The 17,640-nt window shown below is 55.6% G+C and carries 17 protein-coding genes; 15 read left to right on the top strand and 2 right to left on the bottom strand.

What is annotated here, in order from left to right; all coding sequences use genetic code 11:
* Positions 1 to 19 precede the first annotated feature (19 nt).
* The gene (locus MKY74_RS00085) at positions 20 to 1,756 is read left to right on the top strand and encodes a pyrroloquinoline quinone-dependent dehydrogenase (RefSeq protein WP_076175859.1); all 1,737 of its coding nucleotides are present in this window, start codon (positions 20 to 22) and stop codon (positions 1,754 to 1,756) included.
* Positions 1,757 to 1,832: 76 nt separating this feature from the next.
* The gene (locus MKY74_RS00080) at positions 1,833 to 2,987 is read left to right on the top strand and encodes a carboxypeptidase-like regulatory domain-containing protein (protein WP_076175857.1); all 1,155 of its coding nucleotides are present in this window, start codon (positions 1,833 to 1,835) and stop codon (positions 2,985 to 2,987) included.
* Between the two features lie 139 nt (positions 2,988 to 3,126).
* On the opposite strand, the gene MKY74_RS00075 is transcribed toward MKY74_RS00080, so the two are convergent.
* Entirely contained in the window at positions 3,127 to 3,585 is a 459-nt protein-coding gene (locus tag MKY74_RS00075) for a WGxxGxxG family protein (protein ID WP_084204206.1), read from the bottom strand.
* 226 nt (positions 3,586 to 3,811) lie between these two features.
* Between MKY74_RS00075 and MKY74_RS00070 the strand changes: the two genes are divergently transcribed.
* The 7 genes from MKY74_RS00070 (at position 3,812) to mutY (ending at position 11,141) form a co-directional block, all read left to right on the top strand.
* Positions 3,812 to 4,066: a hypothetical protein gene (locus tag MKY74_RS00070; protein ID WP_076175855.1), complete on the top strand. Its 255-nt coding sequence runs from the start codon at positions 3,812 to 3,814 to the stop codon at positions 4,064 to 4,066.
* 330 nt (positions 4,067 to 4,396) lie between these two features.
* Positions 4,397 to 5,293, top strand: a complete 897-nt coding sequence (locus MKY74_RS00065) for an ABC transporter permease (protein ID WP_076175853.1) — start codon at positions 4,397 to 4,399, stop codon at positions 5,291 to 5,293.
* A 17-nt stretch (positions 5,294 to 5,310) separates the two neighbouring features.
* Entirely contained in the window at positions 5,311 to 6,189 is an 879-nt protein-coding gene (locus MKY74_RS00060) for a carbohydrate ABC transporter permease (protein ID WP_076175851.1), read from the top strand.
* Positions 6,190 to 6,199: 10 nt separating this feature from the next.
* A complete protein-coding gene (locus tag MKY74_RS00055) occupies positions 6,200 to 7,246 on the top strand; it encodes a glycoside hydrolase family 53 protein (protein ID WP_076175849.1) in 1,047 nt (348 codons plus the stop codon).
* A gap of 22 nt (positions 7,247 to 7,268) precedes the next feature.
* Entirely contained in the window at positions 7,269 to 9,335 is a 2,067-nt protein-coding gene (locus MKY74_RS00050) for a beta-galactosidase (RefSeq protein ID WP_076175847.1), read from the top strand.
* 197 nt (positions 9,336 to 9,532) lie between these two features.
* Positions 9,533 to 9,928 carry a holo-ACP synthase gene (gene acpS / locus MKY74_RS00045; RefSeq protein WP_076175844.1) on the top strand — a complete coding sequence of 132 codons (396 nt, stop codon included), beginning with the start codon at positions 9,533 to 9,535 and terminating at the stop codon, positions 9,926 to 9,928.
* A 43-nt stretch (positions 9,929 to 9,971) separates the two neighbouring features.
* Positions 9,972 to 11,141, top strand: coding sequence for an A/G-specific adenine glycosylase (mutY, locus tag MKY74_RS00040; RefSeq protein ID WP_208629395.1), 1,170 nt, complete (start codon positions 9,972 to 9,974; stop codon positions 11,139 to 11,141).
* A 137-nt stretch (positions 11,142 to 11,278) separates the two neighbouring features.
* On the opposite strand, the gene MKY74_RS00035 is transcribed toward mutY, so the two are convergent.
* On the bottom strand, positions 11,279 to 11,896 hold the full coding sequence (locus MKY74_RS00035) for a superoxide dismutase (RefSeq protein ID WP_076175842.1): 618 nt from the start codon (positions 11,894 to 11,896) through the stop codon (positions 11,279 to 11,281).
* 611 nt (positions 11,897 to 12,507) lie between these two features.
* On the opposite strand from MKY74_RS00035, the gene MKY74_RS00030 reads away from it, so the two are divergent.
* The 6 genes from MKY74_RS00030 to folE all read left to right on the top strand — a co-directional run bounded on the left by MKY74_RS00030 (position 12,508) and on the right by folE (position 17,568).
* Positions 12,508 to 12,933: a GNAT family N-acetyltransferase gene (locus MKY74_RS00030; protein WP_076175840.1), complete on the top strand. Its 426-nt coding sequence runs from the start codon at positions 12,508 to 12,510 to the stop codon at positions 12,931 to 12,933.
* A 155-nt stretch (positions 12,934 to 13,088) separates the two neighbouring features.
* A complete protein-coding gene (gene lepB, locus MKY74_RS00025; RefSeq protein ID WP_076175838.1) occupies positions 13,089 to 13,694 on the top strand; it encodes a signal peptidase I in 606 nt (201 codons plus the stop codon).
* Between the two features lie 45 nt (positions 13,695 to 13,739).
* Positions 13,740 to 15,515 (top strand): tRNA epoxyqueuosine(34) reductase QueG, encoded by a 1,776-nt coding sequence (gene queG / locus MKY74_RS00020; protein ID WP_076175836.1) that lies wholly within the window; start codon positions 13,740 to 13,742, stop codon positions 15,513 to 15,515.
* Positions 15,516 to 15,537: 22 nt separating this feature from the next.
* On the top strand, positions 15,538 to 16,572 hold the full coding sequence (locus MKY74_RS00015; RefSeq protein ID WP_076175834.1) for an HD-GYP domain-containing protein: 1,035 nt from the start codon (positions 15,538 to 15,540) through the stop codon (positions 16,570 to 16,572).
* Positions 16,573 to 16,668: 96 nt separating this feature from the next.
* Positions 16,669 to 16,917, top strand: coding sequence for a YneF family protein (locus tag MKY74_RS00010; protein ID WP_076175831.1), 249 nt, complete (start codon positions 16,669 to 16,671; stop codon positions 16,915 to 16,917).
* Positions 16,918 to 16,974: 57 nt separating this feature from the next.
* The gene (gene folE, locus MKY74_RS00005) at positions 16,975 to 17,568 is read left to right on the top strand and encodes a GTP cyclohydrolase I FolE (protein ID WP_076175829.1); all 594 of its coding nucleotides are present in this window, start codon (positions 16,975 to 16,977) and stop codon (positions 17,566 to 17,568) included.
* Positions 17,569 to 17,640 lie beyond the last annotated feature (72 nt).

The following is a 17,640-nucleotide window of genomic DNA, read 5'->3' as shown; positions in this document are numbered from 1 at the left end:
ATGAGGAGATCGTTCCAACATGAGAAAAACTCACGTGATGATTGGCGCAGCCCTTTTAAGCACAAGCCTGGCTCTAAGCGGCTGTAATACGAATAAGAACAATAACGCAGCGACACCGGCTCCGGCGCAAAATACAAACGAAAACAAACCTTCCACGACGCCGGGAAAAGTGACGGGCACCTCTTTTAAAAACTTCGGCACCTATGGATTCGATCTGAAAAATACCCGGCATGTCCCTTATAAAGAGGTGACCGCGGCCAACGTCAAGGACCTGGGCGTGATCTGGAGCGCGGACCTGAAGGAGCTTGACAAAGACGTCAAGAACGGGAATCAGTGCTATCCGGTGTTCGTCGACGGCATCGTGTACATTACGACCGCCGGGAATCAGGTATTCGCCTTCGACGGCGCAACCGGCAGTCAAATCTGGCACTGGAAGCCGTCCGCAGAGCAAGCTGCGACATTCAGCAAGTCGGGGATCATTGCCAACCGCGGCGTCGCTGTTGGGGAAGGCAAAGTGTTCATGCTGACGGTCGACAATCAGATTGTGTCCCTGGACCAGAAGACCGGCAAGCTGATCAAAATGGTGCCGATCTCCGAGTCCATCAAAGGTGTGACGCTGGAGAATGGTTATTACGAAACGACCGCGCCTGTGTATTACAAAGGCAACATTTATATCGGCAGCAGCGGCGGGGACAACGGCATCCGCGGGTTTGTCAACGCGTATAAAGCGAGCGACCTGTCGCCGGCCTGGGCTTCTCCTTTCTACACGGTCCCGCCTAAAGGCCAGGACTGGCTCGCCAACAGCAAGTTCCAGGGCGGAGGCGCGGTATGGAACCCGCCGGCCATCGATGAGGAGACAGGGATCATGTACTTTGCCGTGGGCAACCCGGCGCCTGACTTTTACGGTGAATCCCGGCCGGGAGACAATCCGCACACGGACTCGGTGGTTGCCGTCGACGCTGCTACGGGCAAGCTGATTTGGGCGAAGCAGGAAATCAGCCATGACCTCTGGGATTATGACGCCGCGGCTTCGCCGATGATCCTGAATGCCACCGTCAAAGGCAAGCAGCAAAAAATCGTCGTGCAGGGCGGGAAGTCGGGACAATGGTACGCATGGGACGCCAAGACCGGAGCTGTCGTTTGGGACGGGGTTCCTTTTGCCAAGATCGATCATCCGAAGCCGACACCGGAGGGTGTTACCGTGTACCCGGGCGTGCTCGGAGGCGAGAACTATGCTCCCGAAACGTATGATCCCGCAACAAATTATGTGCTGATTCCGGGCGTGGAACAGGGGGCCGTCATCAAGTCTGCGAAAAGCCAGACGGAAGCCTCGACACCGGACATGCCCGGAGCGGCCGCGTTCGGTACGACGACCTCGGCGCCAGCGAAGGATGTACCGTACGGCACCATCACGGCGATGGACGTGAATACCGGCAAAAAAGCCTACCAAATCAAGACGAAGGATCCGATGCGCGGAGGCTTTACGAGCACGACGACGGGACTGGCTTTCTACGGCGAGCTCGACGGGAAGATCAACGCCCTGGATATTAAAAACGGCAAGGTCATCTGGACCTTCCAGACGACGGGCAGCAGCATTCAAGCAGCGCCGGCGATTTTCGTCGTCGACGACAAACAATATATGGCCTTTACATCCGGCGGTCCCAAACCGAAAGTGTTCGTGTTCGGTCTTGGCGGCGACAAAACCCAAGGCAAAGCGGGTACAGCGGAAGACACGAACGCTCACCAGAAAAAATAAGGTTCAGGAAGCGGGGCAGAGCCTATGGCTTTGCCCCTGTTTATTTGCGCACAAGTAAAGGGGAGGAATCGAATCCATGTGGTATTTGCAGCGACTGTCCATTTTGATCATGACGGTATGTCTTGCCGGATGTGCCGGGTTGCCCTCGAAGCCGGTATCCTCGGAGGCTCCGGCATCGGCGCAAGCGGCGGACCAAGGCGTACAGCTGACGGTTGATTCGCCGTCCTTGCGGCTTAAGCAGTGGAAGTCGGACGGGTCCCATATGACCTCCGTTCACGGCAGGCTGCTCCTCGACAATCAGCCTGTGGCCGGCGCCACGGTGCATACGAGCCAGAGCCAAATTGACGCTCCCACAGGGAAGGACGGATCGTTCACCCTGACCGTTGACCAGAGCCTCCTGGCTGAGACTAAAATCAGTATCGCTTCCCTTAAGGACGCCACCGTATCCGGGAAACATCTAACGCCGGAAATGTCGAAGCGGCTTCTTACTGCTTCGGCCATGCTCAGCGTAAATTATCCGATTGAGGTGCTGAAGGTGGAAGACGATCCTGAAGATGCGTCCAAGGTCCAGGTTCACGGACGGGTCATCGCCGGCAGCGGTGACGTCGTATCTTATTTTCAAGTGGATAAATACCGGATGGGCGGGGTTGTCAAAGACGCGAACGGCAGACCGGTCGAGAACGCGGTGGTCTGGTTTGACCGGGATCAAGGCGAAGGCTTCGGGAAATCGACGCCGACCGATCAGGACGGCAGATATTCCATTTTCTATTGGCCAGAGGATGAAGAAACAAATCTGTCGGTCACGATCGGCACCAAGAGGTACACGCTTCCGGAAGGCAGGGTATTCAAGATGCCCGAGAACACGAGCGTGGAGATCGACATCACACTGCCGGAAGAGGGCACGGTCATCACGGATCGTCCACCGTATCTGGTGAGCCGGACATCGTCTGGCGCGATGTACACCGGAGTGCTGGTCGGACTGAGTTTGCCCAAGGATGTCCCTTATTCCGTCACCATTCCGAACAAGCGAGGGGAATTTACCGTGACCGTTGCCAAAAAGGTGTGGAAGCAGCGCCCGGCCTTTTTCGAGACCCGGATGTCCAAATTCGTCGAGGGGCGCTTAACTTGGGGCGATACCCTTCCGGCCGGTTTTGTTCAGCCTGCCGCTGAAGATCCGAAACATATCCCTTTTAAATATGATGAACGTCCGGCTCACTCTACAGCCATTTAGGATAGGACATTTAGATAGCGATAGACAACAGAATGTGCTGTTGATTGATCGACCGGGAGTCGAAGCACTAAAAATCCCTGACCTACATTTGAAGTAAGTCAGGGATTTTTATGATGGCTGACCATGCATTTAGGGCAAACTAACCACGGTCTCGTTCCGGGTTTCCTTTGCGCATGCCGGCTAATCCGATCAGACCCAGCAGTCCGAGCCAGCCCCAGCCTCCGCCGCGGTTCGTGTCCGTCGCTGCGTTCGTCCGGATTCGGTTATTGTCAGTCAGCATATTCGTATTGGATCCGGTGTAGTTGTTTGTTCCCATCCGGCCGGTGTTGTTCGTTCCGTAATTTGTATTCAAGTATTGGCTTCCTGTTCCAGTGCCATATACGCTGACATGATAGTGGGATGTCGTTCCGACATTGTTCACCCGGTAATGCGAACCACCGGTGGATTCGGTTCCGAGGGTCCCCGTGCCCATACCTGTGCCCATGCCGCCATTTCCGCCGTCTTGCGCCGTTCCAGCCGCCCCATAAGCAAAGGCCGGAGCAGCCAGCATCAAAGACATGCCTGCAATCAATACACCGATTCTTAACTGTTGTCTCATTGAGGCTACCTTCCTTCGGAGTATGTTTTTAAACTTACGTTATTGTGTCACGGAAGAAGTGAGCTTATACAGATGGGGAGCCAGGGGCTTTTTAACGGTTATTCGGGCATATTCGATTTTGTCCACGACATATATATCACAAAAGGCAGGAAACAAAGAACTTTGGCGTGCAGGCCTATTGCTTGTCGATTCAGATTATAAGGAATCAGGCGGGGGAGTGTGTCGAATGGGAAAAATGAGTTTAAGGTCGTCCGTAAAGGGCGCAGTGATGGGGGCTGCCATGACCGGAGGGTGGCTGCTTGCCGATCTGCTGCTGCCGGAGCCCTGGGGTGATGTGGTTTTATTTGGAGCGATGGCGGTTTTGAATATAGGCATCGGCTGGAAAATCGGCAGAATGTTCGAACAGCGCGAAACGCAGGAAGCCGGCACCCATAGCGAGGCGGCGCATGCCAGCAGCCCGGCCAGCCTGGAGTCCCGATAATAGAATGGATGAGCGGGAAACACCGTCTCACAATACGCTGTAACTCCGTTGTATCGGCGTTTCAATGGAAGAGTCGGTCGCCTGGAAACCGGTGAAAATCAATCATTTGATTTTCACCGGTTTTTTGTGTCTGGTATGCCATGCTTCATAAATTCCCTCGTCGGCGGAAGAAGGCTGGCAGGGGGACAAGCCCTTCGCGGATTCATGCCTGCAATTGGTTGCAATAGTGCCATTTATGTTGGTTTTATGAGCTACGACGACATTTGGGCGGTTGCTATAATGACGGTACCAAAAGAGAAATTGGCATTCCAAGAGGGGGAACGACCTTTTATGAACCGTCTAAAAAGAACCTGGCCGCTGCACATTATGCTGCTGCCGGCGCTGGTGTTTCTGGTCATTTTCAGCTATGTGCCGATGGCGGGGATCGTCATGGCCTTTCAAAATTTTAAGCCCTGGCTCGGCTTTGCCCACTCCGAATGGGTTGGACTGGACAACTTCCGCATGCTGTTTGAACGGCAGGACAGTATGGAGGTGATCTGGAATACGCTGATCATTTCCGCACTCAAGATCGTGCTGAACCTGCTGGCGCCGTTTACGTTTGCGCTGCTGCTCAACGAGGTGCGCAGGGCGTTCTTCAAGCGTTTCGTGCAGACGCTGGTCTATTTGCCCCACTTTTTGTCATGGGTCATTCTGGGCGGCATTCTGCTGGATTTTCTGTCCACGGACGGCGGATTTCTGAACCGCATCCTGAGCTCCTGGTTCGGCATCCCGCCGATCTTTTTCCTTGGCGATAACAACTGGTTCCGGTTTACCGTCATCGCCTCGGACGTATGGAAGGAGTTCGGCTTCGGCACGATCGTATTCCTGGCTGCACTCGCGAACGTGAATCCGTCCCTTTACGAAGCGGCGGAGGTAGACGGGGCAACCCGCTGGAAGCAGACGCTCCATATTACGATTCCGTCCATGCTGCCGATCGCTGTGGTCGTCGGAACGCTGGCGCTGGGCAACATTTTGAACGCGGGCTTTGACCAAATTTTCAACCTGTACAATCCGCTTGTGTACCAGAAAGGGGATATCATCGACACGTTCGTGTACCGTACCGCGATTCTGAACGGAGAGATGGGGCTTGGCACAGCGATCGGTCTGTTCAAGTCGGTCATATCGATGATCCTGATCCTCATTTCGTACCGGCTGGCCTACAAGCTGGCGAACTACCGGATTTTTTAAGAGGGGGATATAGAAGGATGTATCATAAAACCGCTTCATACCGCATATTTTCGGTCGCCAATACCCTGGTGCTGCTGTGCCTGTCGCTGATGTGCATCATTCCGCTGCTGCATGTGCTGGCGGTGTCGTTCAGCGCCAAGTCGGCGGCGGACGCCAATCTGGTGGGCCTCTGGCCGGTGCAGTTCTCGACGGAGGCCTACAAAAAAACGATCGACAACCCCGTGTTCCTGCACTCCATCTGGGTTTCGGTAAAGCGTACGGTGCTGGGCACCGCGCTCACGCTGCTGCTGGCCTTTCTGGCGGCCTATCCGCTGTCGAAGGAAGCTTCGGTCTTCCGGGCGAGAAACGTGTACTCCTGGGTGTTCGTGTTCACGATGATCTTCAGCGGCGGGCTGGTGCCGTTCTATATCGTCATCCAGAAGCTGCATCTCATCAACTCCTTCTGGGTGCTCGTTCTGCCAGGGGCGGTCAACGTGTATCTCACGATATTGCTGCTGAACTTTTTCCGGGGAATCCCGAAAGAGCTGGAGGAAGCGGCGTTTATCGACGGTGCCGGGCATTTCCGCACCCTCTTCTCGATTTTTCTGCCGGTATCGCTTCCTTCGATCGCAACGCTGGCCTTGTTCAGCATGGTGTTCCACTGGAACTCGTGGTTCGACGGGCTGCTGTATCTGAACAATGCCAAGCAGTTTCCGCTGGCGACCTTCCTGCAGACGGTCATTGTGCAGAAGGATATGAGCACCATGAGCATTGATCCGAAAGAGGTGGCACTGCTCTCGCAGAAAACGGTCAACGCCGCCCAGATCTTCATCGGCGCGGTGCCGGTGCTGCTGGTTTATCCGTTTTTGCAAAAATATTTCGTCAAGGGCCTTGTGATGGGCTCGGTTAAGGAATAGGAGGCAGGGCATGGAAATCGAAAAGATGTGGATCAAGGGCATGGACGTGTCCTTCCTGGATGAGATCGAACAGGGGGGAGGCACGTTTCATGAGGGCCCGGACAAGGTGGACGTTCTTGAGCTTTTACAGCGCAGCGGCACCACCTCCATCCGGCTGCGGATCTGGAACGACCCGCCGGGAGGCTACTGCAATCTGGAGCGGACTCTGATAATGGCCAAAAGGGTCAAGGAGCTCGGCATGCATCTGCTGCTGGATTTTCATTACTCGGACAAGTGGGCCGACCCGGCGAACCAGTGGAAGCCGGCCGCTTGGGAAGGACTGCGCGGGACGGCGCTGGAACAGGCCGTTTACGATTATACGTACGAAGTGATGGCGGTGCTGCGCGCCGGCGGTGCCCTGCCGGATATGGTCCAGATCGGAAATGAGATTACTAACGGCATGCTCTGGCCGGATGCGAAGGTGGATCCGAGAGCGGAGGCCGGTGCGGATGAGGAGCCATGGGCCCGCTTGTGCGGGCTTCTCAAATCCGGTGCAAGCGCTGTGCAGGCGGTGGACCGATCAGTCCGGGTGATGCTGCACATCGACCGCGGCGGGGATCCGGAAGGCAGCCTGACCTTTTTTGAGCGGATGGAGGAGCAGGGGGTTCCTCATGACGTGATCGGATTGTCGTATTATCCATGGTGGCACGGTCCGCTGGAGCAGCTCGAACGGAATTTGCAGGATTTGTCTCTGCGGTTTGGGCGGGACATCGTCGTCGTGAAAACGGCTTACCCCTGGACTTTTCGGACTAGGGAAGGATTTCCCCTCATCGTGGAGAATGATGAAGCATTGCCGTCCGCGTTCCCCGTTTCGGCTGAAGGCCAGCAGGCTTATTTGAAAGCGCTAACCGACATCATCCGCCGCACGCCGGACGGCCGGGGCTTGGGCTTCTATTATTGGGAGCCGTGCTGGATCCCGTCGCATCAGGTGTGGTCCGTCGGCCATGCCAACAATTGGAGCAATCTGACGCTGTTTGATCATGACGGTTATCCGCTCCCGGCGCTTTATATCCCATAACAGAAAAGAGGCTTGTATTCATATGAAGAAATCCTATCCACCGATCAGCCCGCAAATTTCAGGTTTCATGCATGGGGCCGACTATAACCCGGACCAATGGCAGCACGATCCGAAAGTGCTTGAAGAGGACATCCGGCTGATGAAGCTGGCCCATTGCAACGTGATGGCCATCGGCATTTTTGCCTGGGCTGCGCTGGAGCCGGAGGAAGGCGTATTTACGTTCGATTGGCTTGACCAGGTGCTGGACCGGTTTGCAGCAAACGGAATGTATGCATGGCTGGCAACCCCCAGCGGCGCAAGGCCTGCATGGATGTCGCAGAAGTATCCCGAAGTGCTGCGCGTAGGGGAGAACCGGGTGCGCAGTCTGCATGGCGGGCGCCATAACCACTGCTATTCTTCGCCCGTATACCGGGAGAAGACCCGGATCATCAATACGAAGCTGGCGGAGCGGTATGCGAACCACCCGGCTGTGATCGGCTGGCATATTTCCAATGAATACGGCGGAGAGTGCCACTGCAATTACTGCCAGGAAGCGTTCCGCGAGTGGCTGAAGGCGCGTTACGGATCGCTGGAGGCTTTGAATCAGGCTTGGTGGACGTCGTTCTGGAGCCATACGTATACGGACTGGTCCCAGATCGAATCTCCCTCCCGGCACGGGGAAAAGATGGTCCACGGCCACAATCTGGACTGGAGAAGGTTCGTCACGGACCAAACCGTGGACTTCTGCAAACAGGAAATTGCTCCGCTCAAGGCGATCCGGCCGGACCTTCCTGCGACCACGAACATGATGGACTGGTTCGAAGGGCTGGATTACCACAAATTCGCGGATATCCTGGACGTCATCTCCTGGGACGCCTATCCGACGTGGCATGACAAGCAGGACCCGGGCAAGCTCGCATCCTGGTTCTCCTTTAACCACGATCTGTTTCGTTCACTGAAAGGCGGGCAGCCGTTCATGCTGATGGAGAGCACGCCGAGCCTGACGAACTGGCAGCCGGTCAGCAAGCTGAAGCGCCCGGGCATGCATCTGCTCTCCTCGCTGCAGGCTGTAGCTCATGGCTCGGACACCGTGCAGTATTTTCAGTGGCGCAAGAGCCGCGGCTCCAGTGAGAAGTTTCACGGCGCCGTCGTCGACCACGCCGGGCACGAGCACACGCGGGTGTTCCAGGATGTAGCCCGGCTGGGCGGCCTGCTCGAGCAAATCGCCGCGGTGACCGGTTCCGGCGTGCCGGCGGAGACGGCCATTATCGCGGATTGGGACAACCGCTGGGCCGTGAAAGATTCTCAGGGGCCGCTGAACCGGGGAATTGACTACGAAGGAACGGTGATGCAGCATTACCGCGCCTTCTGGAACATGGGCGTGCCCGTGGACGTCATCGGCTCGGGCGACGACTTCTCCCGGTATAAGCTGATTGTCGCCCCGATGATGTATTTATGCACGGCGGAAGCCGGTGCCGCGCTCGAGGCGTTTGTGGCCGGCGGAGGCATCTTGGTGGCGACCTACTGGTCCGGCATCGTCAATGAGAGCGACCTCTGCCATCTGGGCGGATTCCCCGGACCGCTTCGCAAGACGCTCGGCATCTGGTCCGAAGAGATCGACGGCCTGCATGAGGGCGAGCTCAACCGGATGATCCCCGTCCAGAACAACGGACTGGGCCTCGAAGGCGATTATGAGCTGTACGACCTGTGCGACCTGATTCATCCTGAAGGCGCCCAGGTGCTGGCGGAGTACGGCGACGATTTTTACGCGGGGTGTCCGGTGCTGACGGTACATTCGTTCGGACAAGGCAAGGCCTATTACCTCGCCTCACGCGCGAAGGAGCCGTTCTACGGCGATTTCTATGCCCGCCTTATTCGGGAAGCGGGGGTCAGTCCGGTGCTGGATACTGAGCTTCCGCAAGGGGTTACGGTCCAGCTTAGGTCGGACGGCAGCACGGACTATGTGTTTGTCCTGAACTTCACGGGTGAGGACAAGCAAGTGGATCTGGATGAGCGGGAATACCGCGATCTGCTTGGCGGCGAGCCCGTCGCCGGAAGCATCAAGCTGGAGGGATACGGTGTGCGGCTGCTGGCGCGGAGCACCGTATAATCGTAGACGGTAACAAGAATGCGGGGCCTGGCGAAGGGCTCCGCATTTTTCGTGTACGCTACAGCTTTTGAGGTATTGTCTGGGATCGTTTCATGAAGAACAGCTGGTAAAAGCCGCCTATTCACAAGCGGCTCGTTTTTGGGACGTGCACCTGTTACAATAGGATTTGTATGTCATGGAAGGGAAGGTGCGGGGCATTGATTTACGGAATCGGGCACGATGTGCTGGAAATCAAGCGGGTTGGGCTGCTTCTCGGCAGCCGTCAGGGCTTCCGTTTTATGGAGCGGGTGCTGACGGCCCGTGAAAGGGAGGAAGCCAAGAAACGCGGCGGAAACCTGACCGAGTTTGTCGCCGGGCGCTTCGCCGCAAAGGAGGCTATCTCCAAAGCCTTTGGCTGCGGCATCGGCGGGGTAATCGGCTTTGTGGACATGGAAGTGCTTCCCGATGAGAGCGGCAAACCCGTCGTGGTGCTGAACGAGCAGGCTTGGGAGCGCCTCGAGCTGCCGGGCGAGCCGGAATATGTAATCCATCTATCGATCTCCCACCAGACCGAGCTGGCTTCCGCCTTTGCTGTTGTAGAGAAGCGGGAATAGGCCGGCTCATGATCAAGCCAGCCAGAAAGGTATGAAGGACCTCATGAGCAGTTCGATAAGTTCAATGGAGCAGAAACGGCATTTCAGCATCAACCTGCTGGAATGGTACGACAAGCATAAACGGGATTTGCCGTGGCGGCGCCACCGCAATCCCTACTATATTTGGGTGTCGGAAATCATGCTGCAGCAAACGCGGGTGGACACGGTCATTCCGTTCTTCAACCGGTTCATCGAGCGGTTTCCGACCGTGGAGGACCTGGCCGACGCCCCTGAGCAGGATGTGCTCAAATGCTGGGAAGGCCTCGGATATTACTCCCGGGCGCGCAATTTGCAGGCTGCGGCCAAGCAGGTGAAGGAGCTGCACGGCGGTATGGTGCCGGACGACAAGGCGTCCGTGTTCGCCTTGAAGGGGGTCGGCCCGTATACGGCCGGCGCGATTCTGAGCATTGCCTTCAATAAGCCGGAACCGGCCGTTGACGGCAATGTGATGCGGGTTCTGTCGCGATACTTCCTGATTGAGGAAGATATCATGAAGGGAAGCACCCGCGCCTTTATGGAAAGCCTGGTCGTGGAGCTGATCCCGGACGGCCGGGCATCGGACTTCAACCAGGCGCTCATGGAGCTGGGCGCCTTGGTGTGCACGCCCAAGTCGCCGCACTGCCTGACCTGCCCGGTGATGGAGCACTGCTCCGCCAGGCAGGAAGGCAAGGAGGAGCAGCTGCCGATCAAGACCAAGGCGAAGCGGCCGCGGCCCGAGTACCGGGTGGTGGCCCTCGTGGAGGGCCGCGGCGATCATAGCGGCCGCGTTCTGATCCGCCAGCGTCCACAGGAAGGGCTGCTCGCCCGCATGTGGGAGCTGCCGCATTTGCAGACGCCGGCGGCGCGCAGCGGGCGTCTGCCGGACGAGCCGGCGATGGATATCCTCGCCGGGGCGCTGCTCGAGGAAGGCATCGCTGCGCGGCCGATCGCGCATTTAACGGATGCGGAGCATACCTTCAGCCATATTCACTGGAACCTGCAGGTCTACCGCTGCCGCGAAGAGGACCTGCCGCAGGCAGCCGAGCTGAAGGCGATGTACGCGGCCGGGGACAGCGGCGAGCCGTCCGTCCAGACGGAGTACCGATGGATCGATGAGCAGGATATGCAGCATTATGCTTTTCCTAATGTATTCTTGAAAATTTTACAGAACTATTTTAAACATTCATCCTATTAATCGTTTAAAACGTGAACCAGAGCTTGTTCCCAGCCGCCGGTAATTACCCGGTTTAGAGACAAGCAAAAGGGGCTGCCCCTCAAGAAACTGCAATGCAGTTCTTGGGGGCAGCCCCTTTATTTCCGGGAAGGTACAGCTTACGGCTGTACGATTTCCTGGTAACGTTTGCTGACAACATCCCAGTTCAGAACGTTCCAGAACGCTGCGATGTAGTCAGGGCGTTTGTTTTGGTATTTCAGGTAGTAAGCATGCTCCCAAACGTCCAGACCGAGGACCGGTGTTTGACCTTCCATCAGCGGGTTGTCTTGGTTAGGCGTGCTAGTTACAGCCAGTTTGCCGTTCTTGTCCACGACGAGCCATGCCCAGCCGCTGCCGAAACGGGTTGTAGCCGCTTTGGTGAATTCTTCCTTGAATTTGTCCAAGCCGCCAAGCTCGCTGTCGATCGCTTGAGCCAGAAGGCCGTTTGGCTTGTCTCCGCCTTTAGGGGCGATGATTTCCCAGAAGAGGGAGTGGTTAGCGTGTCCGCCGCCGTTGTTGCGAACGGCTGTACGGATGTTCTCAGGTACGCTGTCCAGGTTGGAGATCAGCTCTTCAAGGCTTTTGTTTTGCAGTTCAGGAGCATTTTCCAGAGCCGCGTTCAGGTTCGTTACATAAGTGTTATGGTGACGGTCGTGATGGATTTCCATCGTTTGAGCGTCGATGTGCGGCTCGAGCGCATCATTCGGGTATGGAAGTGGTGGTAATTGAAATGCCATAATAAATACCTCCTGTTAATGTTTTTTTGGGTAGAATCAACGCAGGCGGTTGATTCATATGAATAAAGGAACGCTTTTGTTGTCCAAAAGAGCCCTTTATCGGCATAGGTATGTAGCATGGAACGTGATTCCATTTCTATTAAACCGTATTTTTTCGATTAAATCAACATTTATGTTTACAAAGTCGAATTAATCCTGAGGCGGGCTTGCCAGCTGTATTGGAACGGACTTAACCGCAGCCTTTTCCAGTGAGAACCTCAAATGATCCAGGCGGGAAGTGCCATTCTTTCATCGCGAGAAAAAAACTTTTTTTGATTCCATGAAGGCACGTCGAAAGACGCATTTGTTATCCTTTACCCAAATCCCGAAGGATTATGCCGCAAAACTAGTCCATTATATGGGAAATTTACAGATGATAGAATGAAAACGCTTGCCATAAAGCGCTTTCAAAAGAAAACGCGTGTTTTTTAAAGTAAACTATGGTTTAATGGATGATAAAGAAGGATTTTCACGGTTTTTGTCGTAATACTATACCTTGGATTAGAGGGTTTTTTTGTTTTCCCTGAAAATCCCCTTAATCCTATAAAGCTAACGAAAAGGGAGATTTAAACATGCATGTTCGTTCCTTTCAGTTAAGTGATGCGACTCGTGTCAACGAGCTGCTGCAAATCGCGTTATCCGAAGAATGCTACGAGAATACGATCGAACCTTTCTCCAGGCAGCTCTACTGGGATTCTGACCTGATTATGGTTGCAGAAGAGGATGAACAGATCGTCGGTGCCCTGATCGGCACGATCGAGCATAACCACGGCTTCTACTATCGTATTGCCATCCATCCGGATTACCGCCGCAAGGGAATTGGCAAGGCACTGGTCACCATGATGGAAGGCCGGTTCCAGCAGCGTAAGGTCAGCGGAATTATGATTGCAGGAGACGAGCATAACAAGGCCGCGATGCCTCTGTATGAGGCGATGGGCTACGGGGCCAACAAGGTGCTGCAGGCATTCCAGAAACTCAGCATTGTCGCGCCGCAATAGAGATAACGACCCTTTGGTATTATGGAGAAAACCTACATCCATATCGTTAATAAGCAATATTTACTATACTTGAGCATATCTTTGCGGCGTTGCAAAAGGCCCGAAGATATGCTTTTCTGTATATATGGGAATTTGTCATAAAAATGAGGTGTAGCATGAATCAAGTCGATCAGCGGGAGCAAGGCCGCCCCGAGCCGGTTCCGGTTACAACGCCGGGAGAGCAGGCAGGCAAGCGCGGCTGGCTGTCCGAATTTTGGGACTGGGCCAAAACACTGGTTATCGCATTTGTCATTATGATGCTGCTGAATTTATTCGTTTTTAATCTGTCCATGGTCCGCGGGCAGTCGATGCAGCCGACGCTGGTAGAGCAGGAACGGCTGTTTGTCGATAAGATCGTATATGATTTTACCGCACCGAAGCATGGCGAGGTCGTCGTGCTTCGCGATCCGAGCAACGGTCCGGAGAAAAAGGAATTTCTGGTAAAGCGGATCATCGGCGTGCCGGGTGACACCGTGGAAGTGAAGAGCCACAAGCTGTACGTGAACGGTAAGGAGCAGAGCGAGCCTTACACCGAGGTGGAAATTCAGGATGCGGATTTCGGCCCGGTCAAGCTGGACAAGGATCACTATTTTGTGATGGGGGACAACCGGCATGCCGGCGCAAGCCGGGACAGCCGTTCCTTCGGCAGCGTGGAAGCGAGCGCCATCGTGGGGCGGGCTGAATTTATTTTCTGGCCGTTATCCAAAGCGAGATCGCTGTAAGACATTATGGAACGACTCTTAACGGAAAGGAGGCCGCAAGGAGAAATGACATCAGGTAAACCACAGGCTGCGTACGCTCCTTCGGCTTCGCCGTGGGAGCAGCTGAAACAAGACATTAAAGAGGCTGCGGCCGGGTTCGGCATTGACGATATCGGTTTTGCTTCGGCTGACCCGTTTGTCTCTCTGAAATCGATTCTCGAGAACCACCGCAAGCTTGGTTACGAATCCGGCTTTGAAGAGCCGGATCTGGACAAACGCGTCACCCCGGCACTCCCCGATGCACAGCCCGCCTCCCTCATTGCTATCGCCGTAGCCTATCCATCCAAAATGGAACACAAGCCCAAACAGGTGCCTGGACAATACCGGGGGATCCTAGCCCGTTCCGCGTGGGGGCGGGATTACCATCAGGTGCTGCGGGACGCTATGGGCAAGCTTGAGGCGTTTATCCGGGAGCGGGTGCCGGATGCGGTGATGGAGAGCATGGTGGATACCGGGGCATTGGTGGACCGGGCGGTTTCGGAGCGGGCCGGCATCGGCTTCAGCGCGAAAAACTGCTGTATCATTTCGCCCAAATGGGGTTCTTGGATCTATCTCGGGGAGATGGTGACCAACATTCCGTTCCCTCCGGATACGCCCGTCACGGAGGACTGCGGCGACTGCACGATGTGCATCGACGCATGCCCGACGGGAGCGCTGGTCGGCCCCGGCCAGCTCAATGCGCAGCGGTGCATCTCCTTTTTGACCCAGACCAAGGGCTTTCTGGAGGACGAGGTGATGCGCAAGATCGGCAACCGGCTGTATGGATGCGATACCTGCCAGGTCATCTGTCCAAAGAACAAGGGGAAGAACTGGACGCATCATGATTATCTGCTGCCGGATCCCGAGAAGGACAAGCCGCTGCTGCTGCCTATTCTGGATCTGAGCAATAAGGAGTTCAAGGAGAAGTTTGGGGAAAGCGCAGCCGCCTGGCGCGGCCGCAAGCCGATTCAGCGCAACGCCGTGATTGCGCTCGGCAACTTCAAGGATACATCGGCGGTGCCCCGCCTCGGCCGGGTGCTGCTGGAAGACCCAAGACCGGAACTGCGGGGTGCCGCAGCGTGGTCTTTGGGCCGGATAGGAGGGGAAGAAGCTTTGAATTGGCTGAATAAAGGTCTGGCTTCAGAACAAGACGAGAAGGTGATAGACATGATGAGCGAAGCGCAGGAAAAGCTTCAGCCCGCTGGAAGCGGACAACCCGCAGATGCCGAAATGGCTGCGGATGATTTTTCTCCCGGTTTGGGAGGCGAGAAGGAAACGGTCTATTATTCGGAGATGATTTCTCCGATCGGCCCGCTGACGCTGTGCGCAACGGAGAAAGGGCTGTGCCTGATCGAGTTCGGACCGTTTAACGTCAAGGAGGCGGTTCTCCAGAAATGGTCCCGCACCTGGTGCGGCGGCGGTGATTTCGTTCAGGACGACGAGCGTTTGGCAGAGGCGAAGCGCCAGTTGGGTGAGTACTTTGCCGGGGAACGCAAGACGTTCGACGTGCAGCTGGATATGCGGGGAACGCCGTTCCAGCTTCAGGTTTGGAGCTCGCTTGCCGATATTCCTTATGGAGAGATCCGATCCTATGCAGATATCGCAAATGCGATTGGCAGACCGAAGGCCGTCCGTGCCGTCGGCGGAGCCAACAACAAAAATCCCGTACCGCTGATCGTCCCGTGTCACCGGGTGATCGGCGCCGACGGCAGTCTCGTAGGATATGGCGGAGGGATGGAGATCAAGCGCCATCTCTTGACCTTGGAGAACTCCCTGCCCGAAAGAAAGGGATGGGCCGATTAAGTAACCAATCGGGGGAACGTTCATGAGGTATGTAGGCATTGAAAGTGTGGAGCCCGGGCAATTTTTGGGGAAAACCATCTATTCCGGGAATGGGACGGTACTGCTGTCGGCGGGAGTCCAGCTTACCGTGTATATGATCAGTACGCTGAACCGAATCGGGGTCACGATGCTCTACATCCAGGATCCGCTGTACGCGGACGTGGAGACGGAGGACATTCTCAGCGAGGCAACCAAACAGGGCCTGATTCAGGAGATGAGTGACGCTTTTGAAGCGGTGCGGTCCGGGAAGGAATGGAACACCCAGCTGATCGGCGCGAGTGTGGACCATCTCCTCGAGGACGTGATGGATAACAAAGAGCTGCTCGTGCAGCTTACGGATGTCCGGACCGCAGACAACGCCCAGTATGTTCACGCGATGAATGTATGCTTGCTGTCCACGGTGATGGGCGTCAATATGGGCCTGAATTATCAGCAGGTCAAAGAGCTCGCTACGGGCGCCCTGCTGCATGATATCGGCAAGAACGGCATGCGGGAGGGAGACGAGCTGTTCCCGGATTCCAAGAGCCATCACACCTGGCGCGGTTTCGAGAAGCTCAAGAACAAAAGGGAGTTCGGCCTGCTGATCGCCCACGTCGCCCTTCAGCATCATGAGCGGGTTGACGGCTTGGGCATTCCCCGGGGACTGACCGGAGACGAGATTCATTTATATGCCAAAATCGTCGCCGCTGCGGACGCTTACGACCGGATGATTCATCCGCTGAAGCCTTCGGGCCGGAGGCTGATGCCGCATGAAGCTTGCGAGCAAATGATGGCCATGTCGGAAAAGCAGCTCGACCACGGCGTGCTGGTCCAGTTTACGAGGATGGTGTCGATCTATCCCAACGGGACGGCCGTCAGGCTGTCGAACAAGGAGACGGGGCTTGTCGTCCGTCAGCACCGGGGGCTGCCGGGACGTCCGGTCGTCCGGATCGTGCGCGGCGAAGCGGGTCATTTGGATATTAAAGAGCTGGATTTGGCGCAGGAAACGACCGTATTTATCGAGGCTGTATTGGCCTAGAATTCATTTGCGAGCCGCATTTGGACATGCTATGATAGGTTCGTGCTGCTCAGGCACGCGCAAGGAATCGATTTATACTTATAGGGGTGGCGGAATATGCAATATGTAATTCCAATTATTACGCTGATCGTCGGCTTGGTCGGCGGGTTTTTTATCGGCGTGTATTATCTGCGCAAGCAAATGGAAAAAATGCAAAATGACCCGCAAATGCTTCAAAAGATGGCCAAGCAAATGGGTTACAACCTGAACGGGCGCCAGATGCAGAAAGCGCAGCAGATGATGAAAAATCAGCAGTTTTCCGGCAAGAAGGGCCCGGCACAAGGTCAAGGCCGCAAGAAGAAATAATCCCCTCGGCATAGAACGTCTACAGAGAAGCAGGGGGTAGCGATAGGAGGAAGTGCTGTGGCTGGCGTTAAAGATTACGTGAACACGCGGGTTGGTGAAAACCGCGAGAAGATCGAGTACCATATCGAGCAAATTTTGAAGCTGATCGGTGAAAATCCCGAGCGGGAAGGGCTTCTTGAGACACCCGCCCGCGTTACCCGGATGTATGAAGAAATTTTTGCCGGATATGAGGTAGACCCGCGTGATGTGCTGGGCGTGACCTTTGACGAAAATCATGAGGAACTGGTGATCGTCAAGGATATCGTGTATTACAGCCAATGCGAGCATCATATGGCGCCGTTTTTCGGCAAGGTCCATATCGGCTACATTCCGAGCGGGAAAATTGCCGGACTCAGCAAGTTGGCCCGGTTGGTCGAGGCGGTCACCCGCCGTCTGCAGGTACAGGAGCGGATTACGTCCCAAATCGCCGACATTATGGTCGATGTGCTGCAGCCGCATGGTGTGATGGTCGTCGTGGAAGGCGAGCATCTGTGTATGTGTTCGCGGGGCGTGAAGAAGCCGGGCAGCAAGACGGTGACCTCCGGCGTACGCGGCATTTTCCGTGAAGATCCGGCGTCGAGAGCGGAATTTCTGTCTTTGATCAAAGAATAATGACGGCAATATAGAAAGAGGGCACGCCCGGAAGGGGGCGTGCCCTCTTTTGTTTGTACCAGCTATTTTTTG

It is taken from the genome of Paenibacillus sp. FSL R5-0378 (genome assembly GCF_038009285.1).
In the GTDB taxonomy this organism is placed as follows: Bacteria; Bacillota; Bacilli; order Paenibacillales; family Paenibacillaceae; genus Paenibacillus_AQ; species Paenibacillus_AQ favisporus.
This window is presented reverse-complemented; position numbering and strand designations above follow the sequence as displayed.